General features: G+C 67.0%; 27 protein-coding genes. 19 read left to right on the top strand and 8 right to left on the bottom strand.

The window, feature by feature from the left end; all coding sequences use genetic code 11:
* Positions 1-27: 27 nt before the first annotated feature.
* The 6 genes from FGF80_RS05445 (at position 28) to FGF80_RS05420 (ending at position 7,558) form a co-directional block, all read left to right on the top strand.
* Positions 28-1,671: a globin-coupled sensor protein gene (locus FGF80_RS05445; RefSeq protein ID WP_006186151.1), complete on the top strand. Its 1,644-nt coding sequence runs from the start codon at positions 28-30 to the stop codon at positions 1,669-1,671.
* 95 nt (positions 1,672-1,766) lie between these two features.
* Positions 1,767-2,870 carry a M20 family metallopeptidase gene (locus FGF80_RS05440; protein ID WP_138652677.1) on the top strand — a complete coding sequence of 368 codons (1,104 nt, stop codon included), beginning with the start codon at positions 1,767-1,769 and terminating at the stop codon, positions 2,868-2,870.
* 109 nt (positions 2,871-2,979) lie between these two features.
* Complete coding sequence (locus FGF80_RS05435) at positions 2,980-3,615, top strand: IS6 family transposase (RefSeq protein ID WP_138652675.1); 636 nt, start codon at positions 2,980-2,982, stop codon at positions 3,613-3,615.
* Between the two features lie 55 nt (positions 3,616-3,670).
* Entirely contained in the window at positions 3,671-4,945 is a 1,275-nt protein-coding gene (locus FGF80_RS05430) for a Single-stranded DNA binding protein (RefSeq protein ID WP_138652673.1), read from the top strand.
* Positions 4,942-6,711 (top strand): hypothetical protein, encoded by a 1,770-nt coding sequence (locus tag FGF80_RS05425; RefSeq protein WP_138652671.1) that lies wholly within the window; start codon positions 4,942-4,944, stop codon positions 6,709-6,711. The genes FGF80_RS05430 and FGF80_RS05425 overlap by 4 nt, the downstream gene beginning before the upstream one ends.
* 10 nt (positions 6,712-6,721) lie before the next feature.
* Positions 6,722-7,558, top strand: coding sequence for a metallophosphoesterase (locus FGF80_RS05420; RefSeq protein WP_138652669.1), 837 nt, complete (start codon positions 6,722-6,724; stop codon positions 7,556-7,558).
* Positions 7,559-8,212: 654 nt separating this feature from the next.
* Here FGF80_RS05420 and FGF80_RS05410 read toward each other — a convergent pair.
* Positions 8,213-8,515, bottom strand: a complete 303-nt coding sequence (locus tag FGF80_RS05410; protein WP_138652667.1) for a hypothetical protein — start codon at positions 8,513-8,515, stop codon at positions 8,213-8,215.
* 166 nt (positions 8,516-8,681) lie between these two features.
* On the opposite strand from FGF80_RS05410, the gene FGF80_RS05405 reads away from it, so the two are divergent.
* Positions 8,682-8,912: a helix-turn-helix domain-containing protein gene (locus FGF80_RS05405; RefSeq protein WP_006186157.1), complete on the top strand. Its 231-nt coding sequence runs from the start codon at positions 8,682-8,684 to the stop codon at positions 8,910-8,912.
* 48 nt (positions 8,913-8,960) lie between these two features.
* Here the strand turns inward: FGF80_RS05405 and glnA are convergent, their stop codons facing one another.
* Entirely contained in the window at positions 8,961-10,316 is a 1,356-nt protein-coding gene (gene glnA, locus FGF80_RS05400; protein WP_138652665.1) for a type I glutamate--ammonia ligase, read from the bottom strand.
* A gap of 230 nt (positions 10,317-10,546) precedes the next feature.
* Positions 10,547-10,900 carry a hypothetical protein gene (locus FGF80_RS05395; protein ID WP_138652663.1) on the bottom strand — a complete coding sequence of 118 codons (354 nt, stop codon included), beginning with the start codon at positions 10,898-10,900 and terminating at the stop codon, positions 10,547-10,549.
* Positions 10,901-11,123: 223 nt separating this feature from the next.
* Here FGF80_RS05395 and FGF80_RS05390 point away from each other — a divergent pair, with 223 nt between their 5' ends.
* A complete protein-coding gene (locus tag FGF80_RS05390; RefSeq protein ID WP_006186164.1) occupies positions 11,124-11,474 on the top strand; it encodes a thioredoxin family protein in 351 nt (116 codons plus the stop codon).
* A gap of 153 nt (positions 11,475-11,627) precedes the next feature.
* Here FGF80_RS05390 and FGF80_RS05385 read toward each other — a convergent pair whose 3' ends face one another.
* The 4 genes from FGF80_RS05385 to FGF80_RS05370 form a co-directional block, all read right to left on the bottom strand.
* Positions 11,628-12,038 carry a hypothetical protein gene (locus FGF80_RS05385; RefSeq protein ID WP_006186165.1) on the bottom strand — a complete coding sequence of 137 codons (411 nt, stop codon included), beginning with the start codon at positions 12,036-12,038 and terminating at the stop codon, positions 11,628-11,630.
* A 137-nt stretch (positions 12,039-12,175) separates the two neighbouring features.
* On the bottom strand, positions 12,176-12,604 hold the full coding sequence (locus tag FGF80_RS05380) for a hypothetical protein (protein ID WP_138652661.1): 429 nt from the start codon (positions 12,602-12,604) through the stop codon (positions 12,176-12,178).
* 293 nt (positions 12,605-12,897) lie between these two features.
* Positions 12,898-13,125 carry a hypothetical protein gene (locus FGF80_RS05375; protein ID WP_006186167.1) on the bottom strand — a complete coding sequence of 76 codons (228 nt, stop codon included), beginning with the start codon at positions 13,123-13,125 and terminating at the stop codon, positions 12,898-12,900.
* Between the two features lie 406 nt (positions 13,126-13,531).
* The gene (locus FGF80_RS05370; protein ID WP_006186168.1) at positions 13,532-14,485 is read right to left on the bottom strand and encodes a PGF-CTERM sorting domain-containing protein; all 954 of its coding nucleotides are present in this window, start codon (positions 14,483-14,485) and stop codon (positions 13,532-13,534) included.
* A 442-nt stretch (positions 14,486-14,927) separates the two neighbouring features.
* Between FGF80_RS05370 and FGF80_RS05365 the strand changes: the two genes are divergently transcribed.
* Positions 14,928-15,539: a translation initiation factor IF-2 subunit beta gene (locus FGF80_RS05365; RefSeq protein WP_138652659.1), complete on the top strand. Its 612-nt coding sequence runs from the start codon at positions 14,928-14,930 to the stop codon at positions 15,537-15,539.
* Between the two features lie 65 nt (positions 15,540-15,604).
* Here FGF80_RS05365 and FGF80_RS05360 read toward each other — a convergent pair whose 3' ends face one another.
* On the bottom strand, positions 15,605-16,009 hold the full coding sequence (locus FGF80_RS05360) for a helix-turn-helix transcriptional regulator (protein WP_138652657.1): 405 nt from the start codon (positions 16,007-16,009) through the stop codon (positions 15,605-15,607).
* 189 nt (positions 16,010-16,198) lie between these two features.
* Between FGF80_RS05360 and FGF80_RS05355 the strand changes: the two genes are divergently transcribed.
* The 10 genes from FGF80_RS05355 (at position 16,199) to FGF80_RS05310 (ending at position 23,754) form a co-directional block, all read left to right on the top strand.
* Positions 16,199-16,846 carry an HAD family hydrolase gene (locus tag FGF80_RS05355; RefSeq protein WP_006186171.1) on the top strand — a complete coding sequence of 216 codons (648 nt, stop codon included), beginning with the start codon at positions 16,199-16,201 and terminating at the stop codon, positions 16,844-16,846.
* A gap of 39 nt (positions 16,847-16,885) precedes the next feature.
* Positions 16,886-17,884, top strand: coding sequence for an adenosylcobinamide-phosphate synthase CbiB (cbiB, locus tag FGF80_RS05350; protein WP_138652655.1), 999 nt, complete (start codon positions 16,886-16,888; stop codon positions 17,882-17,884).
* Entirely contained in the window at positions 17,881-18,645 is a 765-nt protein-coding gene (gene cobS, locus FGF80_RS05345) for an adenosylcobinamide-GDP ribazoletransferase (RefSeq protein ID WP_138652653.1), read from the top strand. The genes cbiB and cobS overlap by 4 nt, the downstream gene beginning before the upstream one ends.
* On the top strand, positions 18,645-19,232 hold the full coding sequence (locus FGF80_RS05340; protein ID WP_138655476.1) for an NTP transferase domain-containing protein: 588 nt from the start codon (positions 18,645-18,647) through the stop codon (positions 19,230-19,232). The genes cobS and FGF80_RS05340 overlap by 1 nt, the downstream gene beginning before the upstream one ends.
* Before the next feature lies 1 nt (position 19,233).
* Positions 19,234-20,286, top strand: a complete 1,053-nt coding sequence (gene cobT / locus FGF80_RS05335) for a nicotinate mononucleotide-dependent phosphoribosyltransferase CobT (protein ID WP_138652651.1) — start codon at positions 19,234-19,236, stop codon at positions 20,284-20,286.
* On the top strand, positions 20,276-21,334 hold the full coding sequence (locus tag FGF80_RS05330; RefSeq protein ID WP_138652649.1) for a pyridoxal phosphate-dependent aminotransferase: 1,059 nt from the start codon (positions 20,276-20,278) through the stop codon (positions 21,332-21,334). Before cobT ends, FGF80_RS05330 begins: the two co-directional genes overlap by 11 nt.
* Complete coding sequence (locus tag FGF80_RS05325) at positions 21,331-22,119, top strand: adenosylcobinamide amidohydrolase (protein WP_006186177.1); 789 nt, start codon at positions 21,331-21,333, stop codon at positions 22,117-22,119. The genes FGF80_RS05330 and FGF80_RS05325 overlap by 4 nt, the downstream gene beginning before the upstream one ends.
* Before the next feature lie 26 nt (positions 22,120-22,145).
* Positions 22,146-22,565: a hypothetical protein gene (locus FGF80_RS05320; RefSeq protein WP_138652647.1), complete on the top strand. Its 420-nt coding sequence runs from the start codon at positions 22,146-22,148 to the stop codon at positions 22,563-22,565.
* A 261-nt stretch (positions 22,566-22,826) separates the two neighbouring features.
* Complete coding sequence (locus FGF80_RS05315) at positions 22,827-23,336, top strand: YkgJ family cysteine cluster protein (RefSeq protein WP_006186179.1); 510 nt, start codon at positions 22,827-22,829, stop codon at positions 23,334-23,336.
* Between the two features lie 133 nt (positions 23,337-23,469).
* The gene (locus tag FGF80_RS05310) at positions 23,470-23,754 is read left to right on the top strand and encodes a translation initiation factor eIF-1A (RefSeq protein ID WP_081603348.1); all 285 of its coding nucleotides are present in this window, start codon (positions 23,470-23,472) and stop codon (positions 23,752-23,754) included.
* Positions 23,755-23,961: the final 207 nt, after the last annotated feature.

Below are 23,961 nucleotides of genomic sequence, written 5' to 3'. Positions count from 1 at the left end.
AACGGACCGACCGAACACGTTTCCCGCATGCAACCCCAGGAGACGTTCGGGCGCGGCGGACTCAATGGTTTTCTCGATGTCGACGATCTCGTCGACCGGATCGAACTCGACGAAGACGAAATCGCGTGGCGAAAGGCGTTCATCGGGTTCGATGAGACCGACGAACAGCGCCTGGCCGCTCTCGAGCCGCTCTTGCAGGCCAACGCGGAGGCGATCGCGGACGACTTCTACGAGAACGTCTTGCACTACGAGCAGACGCGGGCGATCGTCGACCGCTCCCCGAAAAACGTCGACGCGCTCAAGCGGACACAGCAGGCGTACCTCGTCTCGCTCGCGACCGGGGACTACGATCAGGCGTTCTTCAAGAACCGGGCCCGGATCGGCAAACTCCACGAACTGCTCGACATGCCCCTGAAACAGTACGTGGGACAGTACGGCGTCTACTACGACCTGATCATGTCTCGACTCAACGAGCGGGTCCAGCAACAGGTCGTCGACGCTATCGAGGAGTGGGCCGCGGAGCGTGACACCGAGGACGACGGCGGTCTCGACCGATTCGTCGGCGCGCTCGGCCTCGGCGGCAGCGCCGAAGACGAGAACGACGGTCTCGAGGAGTCGCTCGAGGAAACGGTCAGAGACGCCATCGACGACGGGATGATGGATGTCCTCTCGCTGCTGCGGATCATCAACCTCGACATGCAGGTCGCGGTCGACACGTACGTCGACTCCTATGCACAGCGACTCGAGGACTCGATCGAACGGCGCGAACGGCTCGCACGAGAGGTCGAAACCGACGTCGAGGCACCGATCGCCGAACTCCACGACTCGAGCGAGGTCGTCGCTCAGCGCGCCGAGGCGATCAGCGAGCAGACGGACTCGCAGGCGACGGGCATCACGCGGGCGGCGGGGGAACTCAACGAGATGAGCGCGGCCATCGAGGAGGTTGCAAGCGTCGCCGACGAGGTCAGCGAGGAGAGCGATCGAACCGAAACGCTCGCCGCGCAGGGCGTCGAGGCGGCCGACGACGCGCTGGACGAGCTCGCGGCGATCGAAGACGCGACCGACCGCGTCGCCGACGCGGTCGACACGCTCGCGAACCGAACCGAGGAGATCGACGAGATCGTCGACCGACTCGACGAGTTGGCCGAACGGACGACGGTGCTGGCGGCGAACGCGAAGATCGAGTCCTCGCGGGACGACGCGGGCGGCAGCGAGACGATGGGTGTCATCGCGAGCGAGGTCCGTTCGTTCGCCGAACAGACGAAGTCCGATCTCGCCGAGATCGAGGACGCCGTCGAAGCCGTCCGGCAGGACGCCGCGGCGACCGTCGAAACCACCGAGGAGACCGTTACCCGCGTCGATACCGGAACCGACCGCGTTCGGGAGACGGTCGACTCGCTCGAGGAGATCCACGAGTCGGCACGGACGACGGCGGCCGGCATGGAAGACGTCGCGGCCGCGACCGATCAGCAGGCTCGGGGCGTCGAGGTGACGGCGGAGACGCTCGAGGATCTCTCGGAGTCGGCCGACACCGTCGCAAGCGCCGCGGAGTCGGTCGCGGCGGCGAGCCAACAGCAAACGGCCAGTCTGCGAGAGGTCCGCGAGTCGGTTGCGCGGCTGACGGAGGCCGACACTGACGATGAGCCGCCGGTGTACGAACGGTACGAGTAAGTATCGAACGCCCCGGCAGGGCGACCGCTCTCCAGGCTGCTGTCCCGATGTCGGGAGTCGGTGCACTGAACAGCACAGCCCCCGAGACATTGCGTATGACTCTCGTCGAGTTGACGCGCGATCTCGTGTCGATCCCGAGCCACGAAGACGAGGCCGCCGCCGGTGACTTCCTCGAGTCGTGGCTGCGCCGCGAGACCGACGCCGACGTGACTCGGGACGCCGTCGGTAACGTGATCGCCCGAAAAGGGACGGGACCAGAGACGCTCGCACTGGTCGGACACCACGATGTCGTCGAGCCGGCCGCGTCGCAGGTCGCGGACGCGGACGGGACCGTCGACGACGCGAGCGAGTACGTCGTCGACGAGCGGGACGGCCGCCTGTACGGTCGCGGGGCGGCGGACATGAAAGGGGCGCTCGCGGCCGCGCTGCTGGCCTTCCGCGATGCCGACCCCGCCGGCGAACTCGTCGTCGCGACCTTCGTCGGCGAGGAGGTCGGCGGCGTCGGCGCACAGTACGCGATCGACGACGGGTTTGCCCCCGAGTACGCCGTCGTCGGCGAGGGGTCGACGAACTACTCCGGCCCGAACGTCACCGACGTGGCCGTCGCCCACAAGGGCCGTCGCGGGAGTACGATCACCGCTCACGGCACCGCCGCACACGCCAGCGAAGCCAATGCCGGCGAGAACGCCATCTATCGCGCCACCGCGGCCGTCGATCGCGTTCGCGACCTCGAGCCCCCGTCGGTCGACGTGGCGGGCGAATCGATCGCAGGTCGGCTCACCGTCACGGAGATCGAGGGTGGGTCGGCGATGAACGTCGTCCCCGCTCGGTGTGCGGTCACGGTCGACGAACGGACGGTGCCAGGCGAACGCGCGGCCCTCGAGCGGGTCACCGATCTCGACGGCGTCGAGTGGACGGTCGACCAGGACTTGCCGCCGATGCGCTGTGACGACGATGCGTTCGCCGAGACGGTTCTCGAGGCCGCTGACGGCGTGCAAGCGGCAGACCCCGAGTTGGTGACGAAACCCCACGCGACCGACGCGGGGTGGCTCTCGCGGGCAGGTACCGAGTGCGTGATCTGCGGGCCGTCGGAACCCGGCGAGGCCCACACCGACGACGAGAGCGTCTCGATCGCCGTCCTCGAGCGCTGTCTCGAGACCTATCGGCGGGTCGCCGATCGGTGGCCGTCGGCGCAGTGAGCAGTGACTGGTGGGCCGTCGATGCGAGTTACGATATACTCTAGCCGTGGTGAACCGGCGGTGTTCAGATAAGCACTGAAAAGTGAGGAACGGCATTTTTGAAGTGTCTATGCCCAAAAGCGCCGTCCTCAACGGTTGTTTGGACGAGATCGAGTTAGGTTTTGTGGAGCGCGAAGCAACACCGCGACTGTTGATGAAGCTCAGTATTCAGCTACATCTTGCTGGATTATCGCTTTCTGATACTGTCTCTATTCTCGAACTGTTTGGCGTTAACCGCGTCAAGTCGACCGTCCACAACTGGGTTCGCAAGGCCGACCTACAGCCCGAAGACGGTCAGTCACCGGATCACGTTGCGGTCGACGAGACCGTGATCCGACTCAATACTGAACAGTACTGGCTGTACGCTGCCGTCGATCCAGAAACCAACGAACTGCTGCATACAACGCTCGAACCGACCAGAACGAACGTCTTAGCACATGCGTTCTTTACGGAACTACGCGAGAAGCACGACATCGACGACGCCGTGTTCCTCGTCGACGGCGCGACGCCGCTGAAAGACGCCTGCACGCGTCACGGGCTCGATTTCCGCTACGAACGTCACGAAAATCGCAACAGCGTCGACCGTGTCTTTCAAGAGGTAAAACGCAGAACTACCGTTTTCTCGAACTGTTTCGGTCACGCAAGTGCAGAAACTGCTGATGAATGGCTCAAATCGTTCGCCTTCGCATGGAATCAGCTAATCTGAACGCGACCACCCTCCTGCGGGAACGTTTTTTAAGCCCCAACTCGAAGGGCAAGTGATGGAACTCGACGATCATGCCGAGGATCTCGCCTCCGACCTCGGTGTTGACAAAGAGGAGGTCAAAGACGACCTGCAGAACCTCGTGGAGTACAGCGTCCCGATCGACGAGGCCACACAGAGCCTCCGACGGAAGTACGGCGACGGGTCCAGCGGCGGTGGCGGCACGCCGTCAGCGAAGGACATCGCCGAGATCACGCCCGACGAGAGCACCGTCACCGTGACGGGCGTCGTCCTGACGGCGGGCGAGCGATCGATCCGGTATCAGGGCTCCGATCACGTCATCGTCGAAGGCCGACTGGCCGACGAGACCGGCGTCATCGACTACACCGCGTGGGAGGACTTCGATCTCGAGCCCGGCGACACGATCACCGCGGGCAACGCGGGCGTCCGCGAGTGGGACGGCGACCCCGAACTCAACCTCGGCGAGAGCACCTCGCTGTCGTTCGAGGGTGACGCGCTCGAGGTCCCCTACGAAGTCGGCGGCGACGCACACCTGGCCGACCTCGAGACCGGCGATCGCGCGGTCACTATCGAGGTCACCGTCCTCGAGTGCGAGCGCAAGACGATCGACGGTCGCGACGGCGAAACGGACATTTTGAGCGGTGTCGTCGGCGACGAGAGCGGGCGGCTCCCCTTCACGAACTGGGAACCGGCTCCCGAGATCGAGGACGGCGGCACGGTTCGCATCGAGAACGCCTACGTTCAGGAGTTCCGGGGCGTCCCCGAGATCAACGTCTCGGAGTTTTCGACGGTCACCGCGCTCGACCGGGCGATCGACGTCGGCAGTAACACGTCGACGATGGACATCGGCGACGCCGTCGCCACCGGCGGCATCTACGACGTCGAAGTCGTCGGTAACCTGCTCGCGGTCCGTGACGGCTCCGGGCTCATCCAGCGCTGTCCGGAGTGTTACCGTGTCATCCAGAAGGGACAGTGCCGGACCCACGGCGATGTCGACGGGATCGACGACATGCGCGTCAAGGCGATCCTCGACGACGGCACCGGGACCGTCACCGTCGTCCTCGACGACGAACTCACCGAGCGAGTCTACGGCGGTAGCTTAGAGGACGCCCTCGAGCAGGCCCGCGAGGCCATGGATCAAGAGGTCGTCGCGGACCGGATCCGCGAGCGAATCGTCGGTCGTGAATACCGCATCCGCGGTCACCTCTCGGTCGACGAGTACGGCGCGAACCTTGACGCCGAGCGCTTCGAGGAGAGCGACGACGATCCGGTCGCCCGTGCGGCGGCCGTTCTAGAGGAGGTGGACGCATGAGCACGACCGAAAGCGACGACGATATTCCGGGCCGGGAAATCGCGTACCGACTCTTCGCGGCCGAGTACGACGATGCCTCGCTTTCCTACGCCGAGAGCGACGAGGAGCGGGCACCAAACTACGTGATCACGCCCACCGGCGCGCGGCTCAACCGCGTCTTCGTCGTCGGCACCCTCACCGAAGTCACGTCGGTCAACGACGAGATGGTCCGCGCCCGGGTGGTCGATCCGACCGGCGCGTTCGTCGTCTACGCCGGCCAGTACCAGCCCGACGAACTGGCGTTCTTAGAGCAGACGGAGCCGCCCGCGTTCGTCGCAGTGACGGGCAAAGCCCGGACCTTCCAACCCGACGACTCGGACCAGGTCTACACCTCGATCCGCCCCGAAAGCATCGCGGCGGTCGACGCCGATACCCGGGACCGCTGGGTCGTCAGCGCGGCCGAACGAACGATCGACCGTATCGGGACCTACGCCGGAGCCGCCGCACTCGCGGCACGGACGGAGCACCCAGATGCAGGCGAGGAAGCGGTGACCGACGCCCTGCTCGAGGCCGGCGTCGACGCCGGTCTGGCGGCGGGAATCCCGCTTGCGCAGGACCACTACGGAACGACGCCGTCGTACCTCGCGGCGCTCCGGAACTGTGCGCTCGAGGCCTGCGAAGTCGTCGCGGGCGATCGCGATCAGGTGAACGGGCTCGAGATCGCGCCGGACGCGACGAGTCCCGAGTTCGACGCGACGGTCGCTTCGCTCGCCGATCTCGACGGCGTCGATATCGAGTCGCTCGGCGCTGCCGCCGCCGAGTCCGGGGCCGACGCCGACGCAGCACCGATGGAACCGGTCGCGGCGGGCGAGGGCGGCGCGGCGACCGACCCCGAGGACGCCCACTCGGGCTCTGCAGCCGGAACGGCGACCAGCGACGGGACCGAAACTGCCGCGGTCGATGTCGAATCCGAGCCTGACCCCGACGCGCTCGAGCCCGGCGAGGCGGACGGGAGCGGTGCCGACGAGCCGACCGTCACCGACGAGACCGACGAGCCGGAGACCGCTGCCGGCGCGGCCGAAATGGCGGCCGACGAGCCAGCGGTCGACTCCGACCCGGACGGTGATGAGGTGGACTCCGACGACGCGCTCGAGGCCGCGCCCGCAGCGACGACGGGCGACGACGGCGGTGCAGCCGACGATGTCGCCGAGTCGGTGTCCGACGACGGCGACGACGAACTCGGCGATTTCGACGCCGGTGACGTCGACGACAGTATGTACGAGATGGACGAGGAGGAGCGCGAACAACTCGAGGAGGAGTTCGGTGCGGAGTTCACGACCGGCACTGAGGTCGAGGACCCCGGCGAGGCAGATATCGACGTTCCCGAGCCGGAGGATGTCGACGGCGACGAACCGGCGACCGAATCAAAACCGGACGCGGACGAGCCCGCGGGGGACGACGGGTCCGGTGAGGCCGTCACCGGAGCGGCCGACGATCCCGGCGCGCCGCCCGAGTCCGGACTCGAGACCGAGGGCGAGCCGGCGTCGGACCCGGATGCCGGCGACGACGCCGAAACCGAGGCGACCGCCGACATCGATCTCGAGGCGTACGTCGTCGAGACGATGTCGGAACTCGACGACGGCGACGGTGCCGAGCGGACGGCGGTGATCGAGCGGGTCGCCGCTGACACCGGGGCCTCCGCCGACGATGTCGAGAACGCAATCCAAGACGCTCTGATGGGTGGCCAGTGTTATGAGCCCGACGACGAGACGCTGAAAGCGATCTAATCGGGCGGCAATGCGAGACGACCCCCGACGTGCCGCGGCCGGATCGGCGTCGCCGACTCGAGTCGAGCCCGTTCCGGGCGAACCGGCCGCGACTGCCGCGATCGGGCCGGAGCGTGCCCTGCTCGTGGCCGACTATCACGCCGGCTACGAGTCCGGGCTGCGGGACGAGCGCGGCGTCGACGTTCCCAGCCGGGCCCCCGACCGCCGCGAGCGACTTTCGGCGCTGCTCGAGCGTACCGACCCCGACCGACTGGTCGTGCTCGGCGACCTCATGCACTCGATCGGCGACCCGGGCGGGGCCGAGCGCGGCGAACTCGAGGTGCTGTTCGAATCGTTCGCGAGCGACCTCACGGTCACGGTCGTCAAAGGGAACCACGACGGTCGGATCGAGACCTGGCTCGCGGAGCGCGACGCTGTCGAGGCGACCGTCGACATCGTTCCCGGCGAGGGTGTCGCACTCGGCGACGTTGGCATCTGTCACGGCCACACGTGGCCCTCGCGGGCCGCCCTCGAGAGCGATGTCCTCTGTCTGGGCCACGAACACCCGTGCGTGCGACTTGAGGACGCGGTCGGCGGCAGCCGCGTCGAACGCGCGTGGCTTCGAGGGCGGCTCGACCCGGCCGCGTTCCGCGACCGGCCCGAATACGAGGGCGTCTCGTGGCTCGAGCGTGCCGACCAATCGCCACCGGCGGCAATCGTCGTGCCGGCGTTCAACGACCTCGTCGGGGGGACCTGGATCAACGTGACCGGACAGTCGTTTCTCTCCCCGTTTCTTCCGTCGGGACTAGCCGGCGGCGAGGCCTATCTGTTGGACGGGACGCGGCTCGGTCCCTACGAGGGAGTCTGAGCCCGGGTGCGCTCTAGCTGGTCTCCAGTCGATCGTCCGGTCCAAGCGACGGCGTTCGGTGCTCGTTTCGACAGCGGTACCGCCGTGGCCGACCGAAAACGCTTCAATTGTAGGACCAGAATCATGAAAGACGCCCAACGAGAGATGTCCCTCCGGAACCCATCGGCTGCGTTCTTTTCGATCGTCCTCGGCGGATACGTCGGGGGACTCACGCTGTGTGCGGCCAGTCGCGTCCTCGGCGCAGCGTACACGGCGCTGTGGCCCGTCGCGATCGGTGCGTGTGCCGGGCTGGTCGCGGCCAGCCAGTGTTATACCCGACCTACGCCTGCGGCGACCCTCGTCCGAACGCGGTTGCACGCCCTCCCGTTCGCGGTGGTCGTCCTCGGGGCCGTCGTCTGGGTCCTCACGACGATCGGAGTGCGCGGCGTCGAGCCGTGGCTACGAACGTGGGTCGTGGAAATCGTCGTCTTCAGTTTCGGCGGTGCAGTCGTCTATCTAATCAGCATAAATCGCCACGTCACCGCGCTCCACGAACGGGAACCAGTGGTAGCCGAGTGGCGCACCCGACCGGGTCGCGGACGCGCTCGGACGGGTCCTCGAGTCCGCATCAGCGGCCGACTGACGACCCTCCGCCGTCGCGCGCGGGACCGCCGCCTACCGTCGGATCGTCTCCGACTTGATCTCGTCGCCCTCGCGCCACTGATAGTAGTAGTACGTGGTACCGGCGATTTCGGTCGCCGAGACGCTCGCCCGCTCGGGGACGCCGTCGGGATACGTGACCAGCTCGCCGTCGTCAGGAGAGCGTGCGTCTTCCCCCTCTTTCCACGCCGCCAGCGTTTCGAGGTACTCGCTCGCCGCACGGAGCGCCGCCGGCTCCCGGGTGGCGAGTTCGTCGAGTGCCTCGTGGCCAACGCGGTCTAGCTCCGCCGGTGGGCTCGGTCGTTCGTCCGCGGTCATACTCGCTGCTGGGAATTGCTGGTCCCTAAAACTCGTTGTTCGGCCCGAATCGGGCTGCGGACCCGCACAGGTGTGCGGTATCATGGACCATATCATGTCCTAGTATCCATTGGTATCCAACTTACGTGTGGATTTATATACACGAACGAGGTGGCTAGTGCTGACAATGAATTCACAAGAGCACCGTCCCGCGACGCAGCTCGAGCCGGTTCCCGACGACCTCGAATCGGCCCGTGCAAAGCTAGTGTACATCTATCTCGACGTTACCGAGGGGGCGACGGTCGACGAACTGGGGGAGATTCTGGCGATGAAGAAGATCAACGTCCTGAGCGTCCTGCGTTCGCTCTCGAGCGACGGCCACGTGGAACGAACGGGATCGGAGTACGTCGCGAACTGATCCGACGGCGGTGCCGACACGAGAGCCGAATCGCCGTTCGAAGTTCTCTCAGAATGTTTCGAGGTAGCGGTCGAGTTCCCACTGGGAGACGTCGACGAGGTAGTCCTGGAACTCCTGTTGTTTGGCTTCGACGAACTTCGGCGCGACGTGGTCGCCCAGCGCGTCGTAGATGACCTCGTCCGATTCGAGGGCCGCGACTGCTTCGCCGAGATTCGACGGCAGCGTGTCGATTCCGTACTCCTCGCGCTTTTGCTCGTCGAACTCGTAGATGTTCTCCCGGACCGGATCCGGGCACTCGAGGTCGTTTTCGATCCCCTCGAGCCCGGCGTGGATCATGGCCGCTAGGGCGAGGTAGGGGTTACAAGAGGGGTCCGGCGAGCGCAACTCGACGCGTGAGGCTGCGGGCGTCCGCGCCGCCGGTTTGCGGATCAGTGCCGAGCGGTTGCGATCGGACCAGGCGACGTAGACGGGTGCCTCGTAGCCGGGCACCAGTCGCTTGTAGCTGTTGACCGTCGGGTTCGCGATCGCCGTAATCGCCGGCGCGTGCTCGAGGATGCCGGCGGTGAAGGCGTGGGCCTCCTCGCTCAGGTTGAACTCGTCGTCCTCGTCGTGGAAGGCGTTCTCGCCGTCCGCGGTGAACAGCGAGAGGTGGGTGTGCATTCCCGAGCCGTTGATGCGCGGGATCGGTTTGGGCATGAACGTCGCGTGCAGGTCGTGTTGAGCGGCGATGGCGCGGACGACCGTTCGGAATGTCCCGACGTTGTCGGCCGTCGAGAGCGCGTCGTCGTAGGTGAAGTTGATCTCGTGTTGGCCCTCGGCGACCTCGTGGTGGCTGGCCTCGACCTCGAAGCCCATCTCCTCGAGTCCGTAGATGATGTCCCGGCGAACGTCGCTCGCGAGGTCCTTCGGCGCGAGGTCGAAGTAGCCGCCGGCGTCGTTCGTCATGGTCGTGGCGCGGCCGTCGTCGTCCTCCTCGAACAGGAAGAACTCCGGCTCCGGGGCGGCGTTGACCTTGTACCCCATCTCGTCGGCGCGCTCGAGCGCGTTCTTGAGCACGCGGCGCGGATCGCCCTCGAAGGGGTCGCCGGTCGAGGTATCGATGACGTCACAGATCATCCGGGCGGACGCCCCGTCCTCGCGGTTCTGCCATGGCAGTACCGCGAACGTCTCGGGGTCGGGCTTGAGGCGCATGTCCGACTCCTGAATGCGAACGAAGCCTTCGATCGAGGAGCCGTCGAAGTAGATGCCTTCGGTAAACGCTTTCTCGGCCTGTCTGGCCGGCACGGAGACGTTCTTGACCGTTCCCAGAATGTCGGTGAATTGCAGCCGAAGGAAGTCGATGTCTTCCGCCTCGATTTCGTCCAGTACCTCCTCTTCCGCAGCGGTTAGGTTCCCGTTCGTCATCTTCTACTCGAGTATGCAAACGGATTCTACTATTAAAGCTCTACTGTTGTTGGCGAATATCCGCAAATGTCATTAGCAGTGTCCAAATGTGTTTTACGATCCGGCATATGCGGCCGAAGACTGATATCGGACGAAATCGGCGACGAAAGTGAAAGCACGTTTCGGAAGCTCCGGAATCACCGTCAGTAATTTTCCCAACGGTCGGGGACAGATGCCGTTCGACGAATCGGCTACGGATCGGGGTATCCTCGGATACCGGTGGTCGCCCCGACGCCGACGAACGCGGCCAGACTCGAGAACCCGACATCGACGCTCGCCCGCCAGACCATCGTCGACGCGTGGATCGTTCGCTGCCACGCCGCCAGCGGTCCCGTCGCTGCCCGGTCGCGTGACGACCCGGTCGACCGCGGTCGCTTCGTGAGCGTCGTCCCACATTCGGGACAGACGTACGCGACGCACTGATCGCGGGGGTCCACCAGCCAGTTGCCGTCGACCGGACTCGAGTGGTCACACTCCCAGCAAAACAGCGTCGCTTTCCGCTGGACCGACACACCGTCGTCGCGGTCAGTTGCGGGTGGAGTCATCGAGCGTGGGTACAGAATCCAGCTATAAAGTCACACTCCGTGTCCCCGTCACACAATACAGCCGACCGATGACTCCTCGATGCGATACCGTCATCCAAATCGGAACGTGCGAGACCGACCCGTGATTCGAATTCCCGAGCACGAGGCCGGGCTGACGAGAGTTCCGGGCTCGAGGCCTGCTGCGTCCGTCAGGGGTTTCTATCGCGGACGCGTAGCCGATCCTATGGCCGTGACCAGCAAACCGAGTCGATTCGAGACCGGCGACGAACTCGACGAGTTCGTGGCGAACCACGACGTCGCGCTCGTGGAGTTCTACACCAGCGGCTGTGCGCTGTGTCAGGCGATGGAACCGGTACTGGGTAACGTCGCCCGCGCAACGGATGTCGCGATCGGAATGGTCAATCCCGGCGACGACATCGACCTCGTCGATCGCTTCGACATTCGGTCGGTCCCGACGCTGATCCTGTTCGAGGACGGAACGGAGACCGCGCGGCTGGCGGAGGGGTTCCAGGGCGGCGACGCAGTGACCGACTTCCTCGAAAGCCACGTTCCGAACGCCGCCGACGCCGACTAAAGCGGAGAACACGGCACGGCGAGCGAACGGCTACACCCTTCGTGTCGCCCACTCGTCTCTGCGATGTCCGAAGGCCGTGCGGAACCGGTAGCTCTCCGCTGTGACGCCGTCGCGCTCGCGACGAGCTCGACCACCCGTCTCGACCTCGTACCGCTACTCGTCGGGCTCGAGTTCGCTCGGATCGAGGTCGCCCGCGAGATACTGCTCGCCCGCGTCGGTGAGTTCGTAGACACCGGGCATGTGACGCTTCAGGAGGCCGTACTTGGACAGTTCCCGACAGCGATAGGCCGCGAACCTCCCCGGACAGATCCCCTCTTCTTCGAACTGCTGCGGCTCGAAGACGTCTTCCGACTGCATGACCTCGAGGATGCGCCCGTCGGCGGCATCCATCCACTTGGCGTCGATTTCCGATCCGGCGTCGGAATAGATCGGGGCACCAGCCTTCGTTTCGACGGCGTGTCCGCCTTCCGTGTGGCTGTGAGCCTTCGTTTCGACCGTAACGTCGGTGTCTGCCTCGACACCGGTGTCGCTCTCCGCGTCGGCGTCGGGTGTGTGGTCGTCCATGTGGTGACGTTAGGTCCCCGTCCGGGAGTATGTTTACGTCTCGGATCGCCGGGAGCGCCCGGCGCGCTCGTCCGGTCGGGAGCGGTCGCTCGGGTCTCGACCGGCGAACCACGCCGTGACGAGACCGTCTCGGTCGACTACGACTGCGATCGTTCCGGCGTGCCGTAATCGACGTGGACGTTCGGGGTCGTCGCCGGCGTCCGGCCGGTGATCCCGCGATCGACGAACGTCACGTCGGTCAACTCGCCGCTGAAGCGGACCGTTACCGTGCCGTCCTCGACCGTTCCCTCCACCGTCGTCCCCGAGAGGACGGTCACATTGCTCGTTCCGTCCTCGCCGGCCGGTTCGATCTCGCCGTCGACAGTGAGTTCGACGCTCGAGGGGACCCCCTGTCCGATGATCGTCAGCGTGTTCGGGAGGGCACCGCCAGCGTCCGCTCCCGCCCGCGTCGCTGCGATGGTCGCCGTCGCGGTCGGTTCGGTGCTGAGCGGTGACGCGTCCTCGGCCTCGTCGTCGGCTGTACCGGCTCCGGTGTCGGGAGCCGCTGGCGCTTTCTCGCGTGCCATATGGTGGGTAGAGTCGGGTATGACAGCATAAGCCTTCTCACTGAACCAACGGTCCGATTCGGTGAAATATAACCTCTCGAGCGGAACATCGGTGAAATTTTGAACGCAATCGCCGGATCGCTCTCCCATCGAGAGAGGCATCGACGGCTCGCTCGTCGACAGGTTCCGTGAAGACTTCGGTCGGTAATCGAGGTGTGCAACCGATACGAGGGTGTGCATCCGGTCTGCTGTCCCGCTTGTCCGGCGGACCGACGTCCGGGCGGGTGCAGCGGTCCGAACCGACAGTGGCCGTCTCAGTCGTCGTCCTCGAGGAGGCCGAGTTCGGTGGCGACCAGATCCGCGATGCGGTCGGCGACATCGGGATCGACTTCGGCGACGTCGTCGCCGTCGTGGAGTTGGTCGTTGTGCCGTTCGACGGCGTCGGCGACATCCGAGAGGGGAACGCGGGAAGTCGTTTCACAGTCAGGACAGACGACCGGAACGCGCGGTGCATCCCCGTCCGACTCGCTTGTGTTCGTCATTTGTCGGCTATCTCGCGCCAACCGATAAAACCTGATTGGTTCGGACGACCGGCGGTCCCGCGTAGCCGTTCGGTCCGCGTCTCGAGGCCGCAGTATAATAGCATACCGCACATATCGTGGAAATCTTCCGTCCGTTTTCGCCGGTTTGCCCGTGAATTGGCCAGCAGTATTATTGTGTTTCGAGCGAACAGTCAGGTAGACGGGGGGTACGACAGTCTGTCGGTGGGGAGGTCCACCCGATCCGTCCGCCCCGTCATGACGTGCGAGGAGCTCCATGGTTCCCGGCTACATCCGTAGCCGTTCCCTGTCTTTCGGGCCGAGTCAGTTCCCGCCGAGTGACGACGCCGTTGCGGCGGTCGTCGTCGGGCCGGGTTCGGAGCCGGATCGATACCGTCTCCGGACCGCCTTATCCGCGGTTGCGGTGGCGAGCGATGACGGCGACCGACAGCGCGACGAGGGCCGCGAGCGCGCCGAACCCGGGCATCGGGTTCCCGTCCTCGGCCTCGTCGTCGTCGGGCTCCTGATCGGTCCCGCTCGTGGAGCCGCTCGAGCCGTTCCCGTCGGGATCGGACGGGCTCACGGAGCCGCCCGGCGCTGCATCGAGCTGTAGGATGACACTGACCTGTGCGTGAGTGGCCTCCGGTTCGTAGGTCCAGCTGCCGCCGACTTCCTCGTAGGGCTCCGCGGCGGCGACCGGATCGATATCCGAGTCCCAGCCGTCGCCTTCGGGGACCTGTTGGATGTACCCCACGACGTCGATCTTGTCGGCGTGTTCGCCGCTGATCTCCGCTTCGCCGTACTCGATGGTCGCGTCTTCGGGCTGTCCGTGCATCTCGATACAGTGGGAATCCAGGTAGCCGTCGCCCTGGGACATCTCCGGGCTCGTTCCGAACTCATCGCCGTCGAGCGGCCGGTCGTAGTGGTCGGTCATGGGGAACTTGACGGTCATCGGATTCGCCTTGGAGTGCCAGCTCGTCACGTTGTTCGTCGGAATCGTAACGGACGTGTTCGGGACCGACTCGCCGACGACGGGATCGCCGTTTTCGTTGAGCAGCGTGACACAGATCTTTCCGGAGCCCTCGCCGAGGTACGGGCTGCGATACTCGTCCCGCGGGTTCTCGTAGCTGATCCAGCTACCGTCTTCCGCTGCCGCTTCGAAGTAGGGGTCGCCCGGTTCGGGCGTGGACTCGACGTATTCCGCTTCCGAGACGGACCCGTTCGACTCCGGATCGACGAGGCTCGCGGACGCTCCGGCACCCGTCGCGACGAGACTGCCGATCACCGCCAGCCCGAGCGCCAGCGCGAGCAACCGCCGACAACCGTTCGGGAGCGGACCCCGTGAGCCGCGTGCGCCGGACATGGTCACGCGTCCGTCCCCATTCCGATACCGAGTGGGTCGATCGGACGACTGTACTGCGACGATGACTGTCGTGTGAGAGTACTAGTCATCGATCCGAGATACCGGATGTCCCGTTCTATATATGAGCAGCGTACCGCGAAGTAGCAGGTCGTTACGCTGAGTAGGCAGCGTTTGGGCGACCGGTCCGAATCGAAATGCTACTGCAGACAGTCCCCCGACTCGTCGGCGGCCGAACTGACCCGACCGTTCGAGGACGCCGCTCGTCCGGGTGCGACTCACCCCACGCAGCGACCGTCCGTCTCGTATCGCCACGGCCGTCCGTCATCGCGGCCGCACGTCGGGGCCGGCCGTTCCCCGGTCGTCGCGTCTCGCCCGAACGCCGTGCTGTCGGGCGGATTGTGATAGCAGAACGGATTTACGTTCGCGTCACCTGCTTTCGCGTATGGATTACGAATCGAGTCTCGACCGAGCGATGGAGGACGTCCCCGATATCGGGGGCGACGAACAGCGACTGCAGATTCCCGATCCGGAGCCACAGAAAGACGGCGCGTTCACGCGAGTGACGAACCTCGACGAGATCGCCGACGTGCTCTCGCGCGATACCGAACATCTCCACCGGTTCATCCAGCGCGAACTGGGGACCAGCGGCAAACTCGAGGACGGCCGTGGGCGGTACAACGGGACCTTCTCACAGACGGATCTCGACGCGGCGATCGACGCCTACGTCGACGAGTACGTCCTCTGTTCGGAGTGTGGCCTGCCGGACACCCGTCTCGTCCGCGAGGACCGAACACCGATGCTGCGCTGTGACGCCTGCGGTGCGTTCCGGCCCGTCACTAAGCGCTCGACCAGCAGCCAGCAGCAACAACAGCAAGACGCCGTCGAGGAGGGCCAGACCTACACGGTCGAGATCACCGGCACCGGACGCAAGGGCGACGGCGTCGCCGAAAAGGGCAGTTACACGATCTTCGTCCCCGGTGCCGAGGAGGGCGACGTCGTGGACATCTACATCAAGAACATCTCGGGCAACCTGGCGTTCGCCCGCCTCGACTGATCGCGATTCGATTCGATTCGTGCGGCGTGTCGGACGATCCGCGAAGGAGCGCGGCGACGCGACCGTCAGCGCGCTGTTTCGGGGATCGCATCCGGCAAACAGACCACGTTCTCCCGACCGACCCGATAGCGGTCGATGACATCGCGCTCCTCGAGCTCCGAGAGGAGGCGGCTGAGCGTGGCGTGTGCCCAGCCGTAGCGCTCGGCGAACCGCCGTTGTTTGATCCGGCCGCCGTGTTCGATGAGGACGGCGCGAACGTACTCCTCGGGCGTGAGACCGTACTCGAGGAGTTCGCTCCTGGTCGTGGGACCGCTGTCGGGATCGACGAGGTCGTCCGTGATCGACCGGTCCTCGTCCGACCCCGTTGCCGACGCGTCACCGGGTAGATCGTCGGCCGATCGAGCCCTGCACTGCCCGTGGTGGCCGATCGTCGACCCCTCGGCACGTCGGTTCGCGCTGCTCGAGTCCACCGGGGCGACACGGGTTCGAACCGTTCGTATGACAGCAGTTACGAGCCCGGAATCGATCGCACTCCGTCGTCCGTGCATTGTAGTCCGTCCTGGTGGCCATGTGAACAAAGGGGTATGCACAAAACCGTCCAAACAACCCCCCACCCGGATACCGCGAAATTAAAGGTAGGTTGTGCTAGTCACACTGGTGTGGGAGTATCGTTCGACCTCTTCGGGACGCTGGTGACCGCCGACCGGCCGGACGATCCGGCCGACGCCGTCGCGACGGAACTCGCGAAGCGAGACGTCGCGGTCCCCGACGACTGGGCCACGGCCTACGCGGAGCCACACGTCGACGCACCGGAGGGCGCGGAGGTGCCACTTCCGGCCCACGTCTCGCGCGCGCTCTCGAGTCGCGGCGTGGACGCCGAACACAACGCGGCCAGACGGGCCGTCGTCGCGGCGTTCGACCCGACCGTCGAGACGAGACCCGGCGCGCTCGAGGCGGTCGCCGCCGCCCGAAAGCGGGGTCCGGTGGCGATCTGTTCGAACTGCAGCGTCCCGGAACTGGTCGGGCGCACGCTCGTCAGATCGGCGTTCGAGCGCGACGATTTCGACGCGATCGTCACGAGCGTCGGCTGTGGCTGGCGCAAACCGGCCCCCGAAATCTTCGACCGGACCGCCGCCGAACTCGGCGTCGCTACCGCCGATCTCGTCCACGTCGGCGACGATCCCCGGACCGACGGCGGGATCGAAGCCGCGGGTGGCACGGCAGTGCTACTCGAGGACCTGTCGCTCGCGGCCGTGCCGGCGCGACTGGCAGCGTCGACGCCCGACGAACACAGCAGTAATGACTGAGCGGCCTCATTCGGACGACAGTATGGAGGCGAGGGCGGCGTGTTGAGGACGCTCGCGGTCGTCGGGCTGGCGTTCAGCCTCGACTTACTGCTCGGCGAACTGCCGACTGCGGCGCATCCGGTCGCGTGGTTCGGCCGCCTCGTCGGCGCGGTCGATCGGCCGTGGAGCGACGACGAGCGCCGCCAGCGCCTTGCCGGCGTCGTGATCGCCGTGCTCGCGCCGCTCGGTCCCGCCGCCGTCGTTGGCGGGGGCGTCCTCGCGGCGAGTTCGTTCGGACCGATGGCCGGCGGTATCGCTGCCGCGTTCGCTCTCTTCCTGACGACCAGTCTGCGGTCGCTGCTCGACCTGACCGCGGATGTCGTCGGGGCGACGGCCGGCGATCTCGAGCGAGCCCGCGACCGGGTCCGCGGGTTGGTCGGGCGAGAGACCGCGACGCTCTCGGCCGGTGCGCTCCGCAGCGCGGCCGTCGAGAGCGCGGCCGAGAACCTCGCGGACGGGCTGGTCGCGACCCTGATCCCGTTCGCGATACTCGCACCGATCTCGCTTCCGGCCGCGGCGGCCGCCGCCGCGTGGGTCAAGGGGGTCAACACGCTCGACTCGATGCTTGGCTACCCCTCGAAACCGATCGGCACCGCGAGCGCACGGCTGGACGATCTCGTCATGTATCTGCCCGCCCGACTCGCTGCCGGGGCGATCGCCGTCGCCGCGGTCGATCCGGGCGCGATCGTGCGTGCCCGGCAGTGGGCTCGCGCGCCGCCGTCGCCCAACTCCGGGTGGCCGATGGCGACGCTCGCCTGCGCCCTCGGCGTTCGCCTCGAGAAGGAGAACGTCTACGTCCTCAATCCCGATGCCGACCGCCCGACGCTGGCCGAAGGCGAGCGGGCCGTCAGCCTCGTCGGGCGAGCGGCCGTCGTTTCGATCCTCGTTGCCATTGTGCTGGCGAGTGCCGTTCCGGAGCTTGCAGGTGGCTTCGAGACGTACTGGCAGTCGATGATCGCCTCGAGTACGGGTTCGATCGCGGGGGTGCAAGCGGAATGACCGTGATCGGCCGCTGGGTCGGGGCTGTTCGCGGCGCGCTCGGGTTTCTGACGCGGCTTCCGGTCGGGCACCGCGACGGCGATTGGGACGCGTTCCGCGCGACGCCGGCCGCGTTCCCCGTCGTCGGCCTCGTGGCGGGATCGCTGGCGGCGATCCCGCTGCTCGCTGCCGACACGCTGACCGCGCCGACCGTCGCGCTTGGCTACCTGCTTTCGGTCTACGCCGTGACTGGAATCCACCATCTCGACGGGATCGCCGATTTGGGCGACGCGCTGGTCGTCCACGGCGACGTCGAGCGCCGCCGCGAGGTGCTGAAGGACACGACGACCGGCGTCGGCGCGTTGCTCGCGGTGGCGATCATCGTCGCCGCGCTGGCACTGGGCGGGCTTGGACTGGCCGACCTGCCGGTCCTCGCGGCGGTCGGCATCGCGATCGGGGCCGAAGTGGGGACGAAACTCGGGATGGCCGCGATGGCCTGCTTCGGGCGTGCCGCCTACGAGGGAATGGGCGAGCAGTTCACCGACGTGAGCACTGCCGGGGCGTTTCTCGTGCCCGCAACGATCGTTCTCGCGGCAGCCGTGTTCGTCTGGCCTCACCCGGGTGTGATCGCCCTCTCCGGTGCCGTCGCCGGCATCGGGCTCCCGTGGTACTGGGCGGATCGCGAGCTGGGGGGCATCAACGGCGACATCTTCGGGGCAGCCAACGAGATCGGCCGCGTCGCCGGCGTTCACGTGGGGGTGATCGCGTGGACGCTCTCGTGATGTGCGGCGGGAAAGGCACCCGCCTCGAGAGCCCTCACGAGAAGCCCCTGCACCCGATCGACGGGACCGCGATGGTCGACCACGTCCGTGCGGCGCTCGAGGCGAGCCGGGTCGAGACGATCACCGCCGCCGTTTCGCCGAACGCACCGGCGACGCGGTCCCATCTCGAGGAGCGCGACGGCGTCGTGACGATCGAGACGGCCGGTGAGGGCTACGTGACCGATCTGCTGGCCGCCCTCGAGCGGCCCGCACTCTCGCCGCCGCTCCTGACCGTCGCTGCGGACCTGCCGCTGCTCGAGGCGGCGGTCGTCGACCGGATACTCGCGGCCCACGGCGACGCCGAGACCTCGCGCACCGTCTGCGTTCCCGCGGCGCTCAAACGGCGGCTCGGCGTCAGCATCGAGACGCGACTCGAGCCCGACGACCACCTCGCGCCGACCGGGGTCAACGTGGTCGGCACCACGGACGAATCCACGACGATGACCGACGTACACTACGATCCACGACTTGCGGTGAACGTGAACCGACGCGAAGACGCCCGTCTCGCAGCCGACATGCTGTGCGACCGCACCGCGGAGGAGCGCTGAGATGCGCGTCGTCCTTCCCGCTGGAACGACCGAGACCGCGCTGATCGACGGCATCAGCGCCGCCGGGGCCGCACCGGAGCTGATGGAACACACGCCCTCGGCGGACGTCGAAATCGTCGAACACGGCGCACCGATCATGTCGCCGGTGACGCCAGTGAGCCCGAACGGCTGTCCGACCCCGGCTGCCGTGACCCGTGCGGTCAGAGAGGTCGTCGGCTTCGACGTGTCGGTGATCGACGCGGGGCTCACGCAGTCGACGGCCGCGCCGACGGTCGATCTCGGCGGCGACCCCGGGAACGACGTTCGCGAAGCGGTCGCCGTGCCCGACGCGGCGGCGGCCTTCGATCGGGCGTTCGACTACGGCGCGAGGTTGCTCGACGACGAACTGCTGATCGGCGAGACGGTTCCCGGCGGGACGACGACCGCACTGGGCGTCCTGACCGCGCTCGGCGAGCCGGCCGGCGTCTCCTCGTCGCTCCCGGAGAACCCGATCGAGCGCAAACGGCGCGTCGTCGACGAGGCGCTGGCCGCGAGCGACCTCGAGCCGGGCGACTGCGAGGGGACGCCGCTCGCGGCGATCGAAGCGGTCGGCGATCCCGTCCAGCCGACGGTCGCCGGGATCGCGGCCGGGGCGCTCGAGTCCGGCACCGCCGTGACGCTCGCCGGCGGAACCCAGATGCTCGCCGTTGCCGCCGTGTTGCGTCACGCGGGCATCGACGCGCCGCTGTCGGTCGCGACGACCTCGTTCGTGGCCGACGAACAGGGCGATCGGCTCGCCGACGCCTGCGAGCGGTTCGACTGCGAACTGACCGTCACCGACCCCGGCTTCGACGAGCGTGACCATGTCGCGATGGACCGCTACTGCGCCGGCGAGGCCAAAGAGGGCGTCGGGATGGGCGGCGCGCTCTCGCTCGTCCCCGACGGCGAGATGGCGGCGGTCAGGGATCGACTCGAGACGGTCTGTCGCCGGCTCGGAATCGAGGGCGACGCCGACCCGAGCGCCGAGGACGGTGCGGACACCGACGCCCGGACGGAGGGCGGTCGTGGACCCTGACGCGATCAGCGCCGGCGACCGGGTTCCCCACGGTGGCGAGACCGACCGCGACCTGCTCGACTTCTCGGCCAACACGAACCCAAGAACCCCCACGGGCGTCGACGACGCGTACGCGGCCGCACTCGAGGAATCCCGGCGCTACCCCGACGACGGCTATCCGGCCTTTCGCGCCGCCGCCGCCGACTTCGTCGGCTGCGGGCCGGAACGGGTGGTTCCGACCCCCGGCGGACTGGCCGCGATTCGACTCGCGATGGAGACCGCCCTCGAGCCGGGCGACGAGGCGCTCGTCCCATACCCCAGTTTCGGGGAGTACGCCCGCGAAGTCGAATTACAGGGGGCGACGCCGCGGTTCGTTCGCTACGACGACCTGACCGAACTCGGCCCGACCGTGCTCGAGCCGTGTGCGCTCGCCGTGTGCTGTACGCCGAACAACCCGACTGGCGACGCGATCGATCCGGACGCACTCGCGTCGTTCGCCGCCCGCTGTGCGGACGCTGAGACGACGTTGCTCGTCGACGAAGCGTTCCTGGGGTTTACCGATCGCCCGTCGATGGCGACCCTGGACCGCGAACACGTCGTCGTCGCGCGCTCGCTGACCAAACTGTTCGGGCTGCCGGGGCTTCGGGCCGGCTTCGCGGTCGCGACCGGCGAACGCCGGGCCGCGCTCGAGACGGCTCGCCGTGCGTGGTCGCTCGGGACGCCGGCCGCTCGGGTCGGCACACACTGCCTGCGACGGGAGACGTTCGTCCGCGAAACGCGTACCCGTGTCGCCAGCGAGCGCGAGCGGTTGCGCGAGGCGCTCGAGGAACGGTTCGACGTCCACGACTCGGACGCACCGTACCTCCTCTGTGATGTCGGCGACCGGGACGTGGCGACGGTGATCGACGACGCGCGTGCGGCCGGCGTCGCGATCCGCGACGCGACGACGTTCCGGACGCTCGATTCCCACGTCCGCGTCGCGGTCAAGGATCGAACGGCCAACGACCGGCTGCTCGCCGCGCTGGGCGTTCGCGAGCGCGCGGACGACGATCCGGAAACGGAGCGATGACGGACTCGGACTACGACGCGATCCGGCGGGCGGGCGTGCTTCGCGTTCGCCGACCGGACACCGAATGGCTCTCGACCGGCTGGAACGGCGGCCGCCGGACGGCCGACTGCGCCTACAACATCTCGGTCCCGGAAGGATGGGAGCGGACGGAACTCGGACCCTACGTCGGCGACCGGCTCGAGCGGGCGGGATTCGGGACGCCCGCCGGGGACGCGGCCGGCCCGGCGTTGCTGACCGGCGTCGACATCGCGGACGCTCGCGGCGCTCGGTGCGGGTCCGTGACGGCCTACGCGACAGCCGGCATCTCGAACCCCGCCGCGTTACCGATGGAGCCGACTCCCACCGACCCGTCGGAGTCGACTGCGGTCGAAGCCGACGATGCGGGACCCGGGCAGGGGCGCGGGACCGTCAACGTCATCGTCGGAACGACGCGCGCGCTCGCCGCGGGCGCGCTCGAGAACCTGATCGCGCTCGCCGCGGAGGCGAAGGCGGCGACGCTGCTCGCCGAGACCGGGTTCCCGGGGACGACGACGGACGCGATCATCGTCGGCCACGACCCGTCGGGGTCGCCGGCGGCGTTCTCGGGCAGCGGCACCCAACTCGGCGCGGCGGCGCGTGCCTGCGTCCGGGAGGCCGTCCGGGCGTCGCTTAGCGCCCACTACGCGACCGCCGACGCGGAGCTGCCGGCAGCGGTCGACGATGCGACGTACGGTGTTTCGACCGCCCGTCGCGCCGACGTTTTTCAGCCGCCGCTCGCGAGCGAGCGCTCCCAACCCGACAGTTAATCCGTTGCGAGTCCAACCGTCGACCGATGGTCGAGGACGACCCGTCAGCCATTCGGTCGATCGCGCTCTCCCCGGCGGACGCCGTCGACGCCTACGTCTACGGGCGGGAAAACCCGGGGGAGGCTGTCCTCCGGGTAACGCCGCCGTTTCACGGCCGGATGCGGGCCCGCATCCACGTCTACCACGTCGACGACGCCGAACTAACCGGTGCGGTACACCTTTCCCCCGCAACCGTCATCGCGGACGATGTCCTCGCGGCGTACCCGGACCTCGAGTCGGCGCTGGCGGAGGCGGACGACGACCCGGCCGCGGACGACCGGCTCCGCGACCGCCACGCCGATGCCATCGCCGAGTGGCGAACGCGGGCACGCGACGCGATCGTCGATTCGATCGTGCTCGAGACCGACGACGGAACGCACCGCGTCGAACTCAAGACGCTCGGCTAGCGAGGCCTGCGATCGGCCGGAGCCGGGACGCCGACAACCCGATACCACGACTCGCTCGGACTCGAGACCCCCGCTAATGAAACTCGCGCGGAGCACAACGGGCGACGGCCGCGAACGCGCTACAGCAACCCCACCACCGCCCAGCACCCCCACCAACCCACCGCCGGGCGGGACTGAAAGCGTGGACGAAACGTCGACTCGAGCTACGTCCACAAAGTCGGGGTAGAAAGGCACTTCACGGCGACCGCCCACCGACGACACGTGAGCGCCGACACCCGACGCGTCGAGGTATACCCCGACCGCGAGGTCGTCGTCGAGTTCGATCCCGACCTCACCTTCGAGTGCGTCGACGACTGCACGTGGTGCTGTCACCACGGCGTGTTACTGTACGATCGGGACCTCCTCGAGCTGGCCCAGCGGGCAAACCTCGCGGAGACGACGACCGACTTCCGCGGCGAGAAGTTCGTCACTCGAGAGGCGAAAGACCGCGAGGATCACGTCGCCGAGGACGGCCACGCGTGTGCCTTTCTGCGCGAGGACGGCCTCTGTTCGCTGCACTTGGACGCGGACTGGAAACCCACCCGGTGTTCGGTCTTTCCGCTCGCCGTCTGGCTCGAGGACGGCGACCTCCACGTCGATATCCGCGACTCGGCTCACGACCACTGCGAAGGGCTGAACGTCAGCGAGCGGTCGGTCATCGACAACCTCGAGGCCTTTCTGCCCGAACTGCTGTGGGACCTCGAGAATCCGGAGTCGGACCGCGAACTCTAGACCGCAGTAGCGATCAGTCGGGTGACGATGAATGTCAGCCGGAATGATCAGTTGGGATACAGATCGGCGATACTATGTTGTGGGATACCACGTCTTTCCAAGCGTTTAAACGTCTGCCGCACATAGTTAAGTTGTGACAGAAGACTCCGGGCGACGGAACCTCCGTATGCCCAACAGCGATGAAGTATTCGCCGTCGTAACCGAACACCTCGGAGGCAACCACGTGCGCCTCCGCTGTGAGGACGGCGAGGAGCGACTCGGCCGCATCCCGGGTCGCATGAAATACCGGACCTGGATCGAGCAAGACGATATCGTCGTCGCCGAACCGTGGGACTGGCAAGACGAGAAGGCCACTATCGAGTGGCGCTACACCGGCCAGGACGCAGATCAACTGCGTCGCGAAGGCCATATCGATTGATCCTCGGTAGCGGTTCCGATACTTACTAGATTTCTCCCGCCGATAGGTCGCCCGTAGCGGTCGCGCTGGCGCTCGTATTCGGTCGCTCGCCGATAGCCCGGTGACAGGACGGCAAAACGAGGTGCGTTCGCAGAAGTATACCAGTCGGTATGGTCACGTGAGCACGTGACCGTGCACTCGCCAAGCGCCGCGCTCGATTGCCGCACT

This window comes from Natrinema pallidum, from assembly GCF_005890195.1.
Classification (GTDB): domain Archaea; phylum Halobacteriota; class Halobacteria; order Halobacteriales; family Natrialbaceae; genus Natrinema; species Natrinema pallidum.
Note: the sequence above shows the minus strand (reverse complement) of the source record. Positions and strands in the feature narration are given on the sequence as shown.

Excerpts from the sequence above, each read along its gene's own strand:
- FGF80_RS05435 (WP_138652675.1), top strand. The coding sequence starts at position 2,980 with ATGCCCAAAAGCGCCGTCCTCAACGGTTGTTTGGACGAGATCGAGTTA.
- FGF80_RS05410 (WP_138652667.1), bottom strand. The coding sequence starts at position 8,515 with ATGACCGCGGACGAACGACCGAGCCCACCGGCGGAGCTAGACCGCGTT.
- FGF80_RS05395 (WP_138652663.1), bottom strand. The coding sequence starts at position 10,900 with ATGACTCCACCCGCAACTGACCGCGACGACGGTGTGTCGGTCCAGCGG.
- FGF80_RS05370 (WP_006186168.1), bottom strand. The coding sequence starts at position 14,485 with ATGTCCGGCGCACGCGGCTCACGGGGTCCGCTCCCGAACGGTTGTCGG.
- FGF80_RS05340 (WP_138655476.1), top strand. The coding sequence starts at position 18,645 with ATGTGCGGCGGGAAAGGCACCCGCCTCGAGAGCCCTCACGAGAAGCCC.
- cobT (WP_138652651.1), top strand. The coding sequence starts at position 19,234 with ATGCGCGTCGTCCTTCCCGCTGGAACGACCGAGACCGCGCTGATCGAC.
- FGF80_RS05375 (WP_006186167.1), bottom strand. The coding sequence starts at position 13,125 with ATGACGAACACAAGCGAGTCGGACGGGGATGCACCGCGCGTTCCGGTC.
- FGF80_RS05430 (WP_138652673.1), top strand. The coding sequence starts at position 3,671 with ATGGAACTCGACGATCATGCCGAGGATCTCGCCTCCGACCTCGGTGTT.
- FGF80_RS05365 (WP_138652659.1), top strand. The coding sequence starts at position 14,928 with ATGGATTACGAATCGAGTCTCGACCGAGCGATGGAGGACGTCCCCGAT.
- FGF80_RS05420 (WP_138652669.1), top strand. The coding sequence starts at position 6,722 with ATGCGAGACGACCCCCGACGTGCCGCGGCCGGATCGGCGTCGCCGACT.
- FGF80_RS05405 (WP_006186157.1), top strand. The coding sequence starts at position 8,682 with ATGAATTCACAAGAGCACCGTCCCGCGACGCAGCTCGAGCCGGTTCCC.
- FGF80_RS05440 (WP_138652677.1), top strand. The coding sequence starts at position 1,767 with ATGACTCTCGTCGAGTTGACGCGCGATCTCGTGTCGATCCCGAGCCAC.
- FGF80_RS05390 (WP_006186164.1), top strand. The coding sequence starts at position 11,124 with ATGGCCGTGACCAGCAAACCGAGTCGATTCGAGACCGGCGACGAACTC.
- FGF80_RS05445 (WP_006186151.1), top strand. The coding sequence starts at position 28 with ATGCAACCCCAGGAGACGTTCGGGCGCGGCGGACTCAATGGTTTTCTC.
- cobS (WP_138652653.1), top strand. The coding sequence starts at position 17,881 with ATGACCGTGATCGGCCGCTGGGTCGGGGCTGTTCGCGGCGCGCTCGGG.
- FGF80_RS05320 (WP_138652647.1), top strand. The coding sequence starts at position 22,146 with ATGGTCGAGGACGACCCGTCAGCCATTCGGTCGATCGCGCTCTCCCCG.
- FGF80_RS05325 (WP_006186177.1), top strand. The coding sequence starts at position 21,331 with ATGACGGACTCGGACTACGACGCGATCCGGCGGGCGGGCGTGCTTCGC.
- FGF80_RS05380 (WP_138652661.1), bottom strand. The coding sequence starts at position 12,604 with ATGGCACGCGAGAAAGCGCCAGCGGCTCCCGACACCGGAGCCGGTACA.
- FGF80_RS05385 (WP_006186165.1), bottom strand. The coding sequence starts at position 12,038 with ATGGACGACCACACACCCGACGCCGACGCGGAGAGCGACACCGGTGTC.
- FGF80_RS05425 (WP_138652671.1), top strand. The coding sequence starts at position 4,942 with ATGAGCACGACCGAAAGCGACGACGATATTCCGGGCCGGGAAATCGCG.
- glnA (WP_138652665.1), bottom strand. The coding sequence starts at position 10,316 with ATGACGAACGGGAACCTAACCGCTGCGGAAGAGGAGGTACTGGACGAA.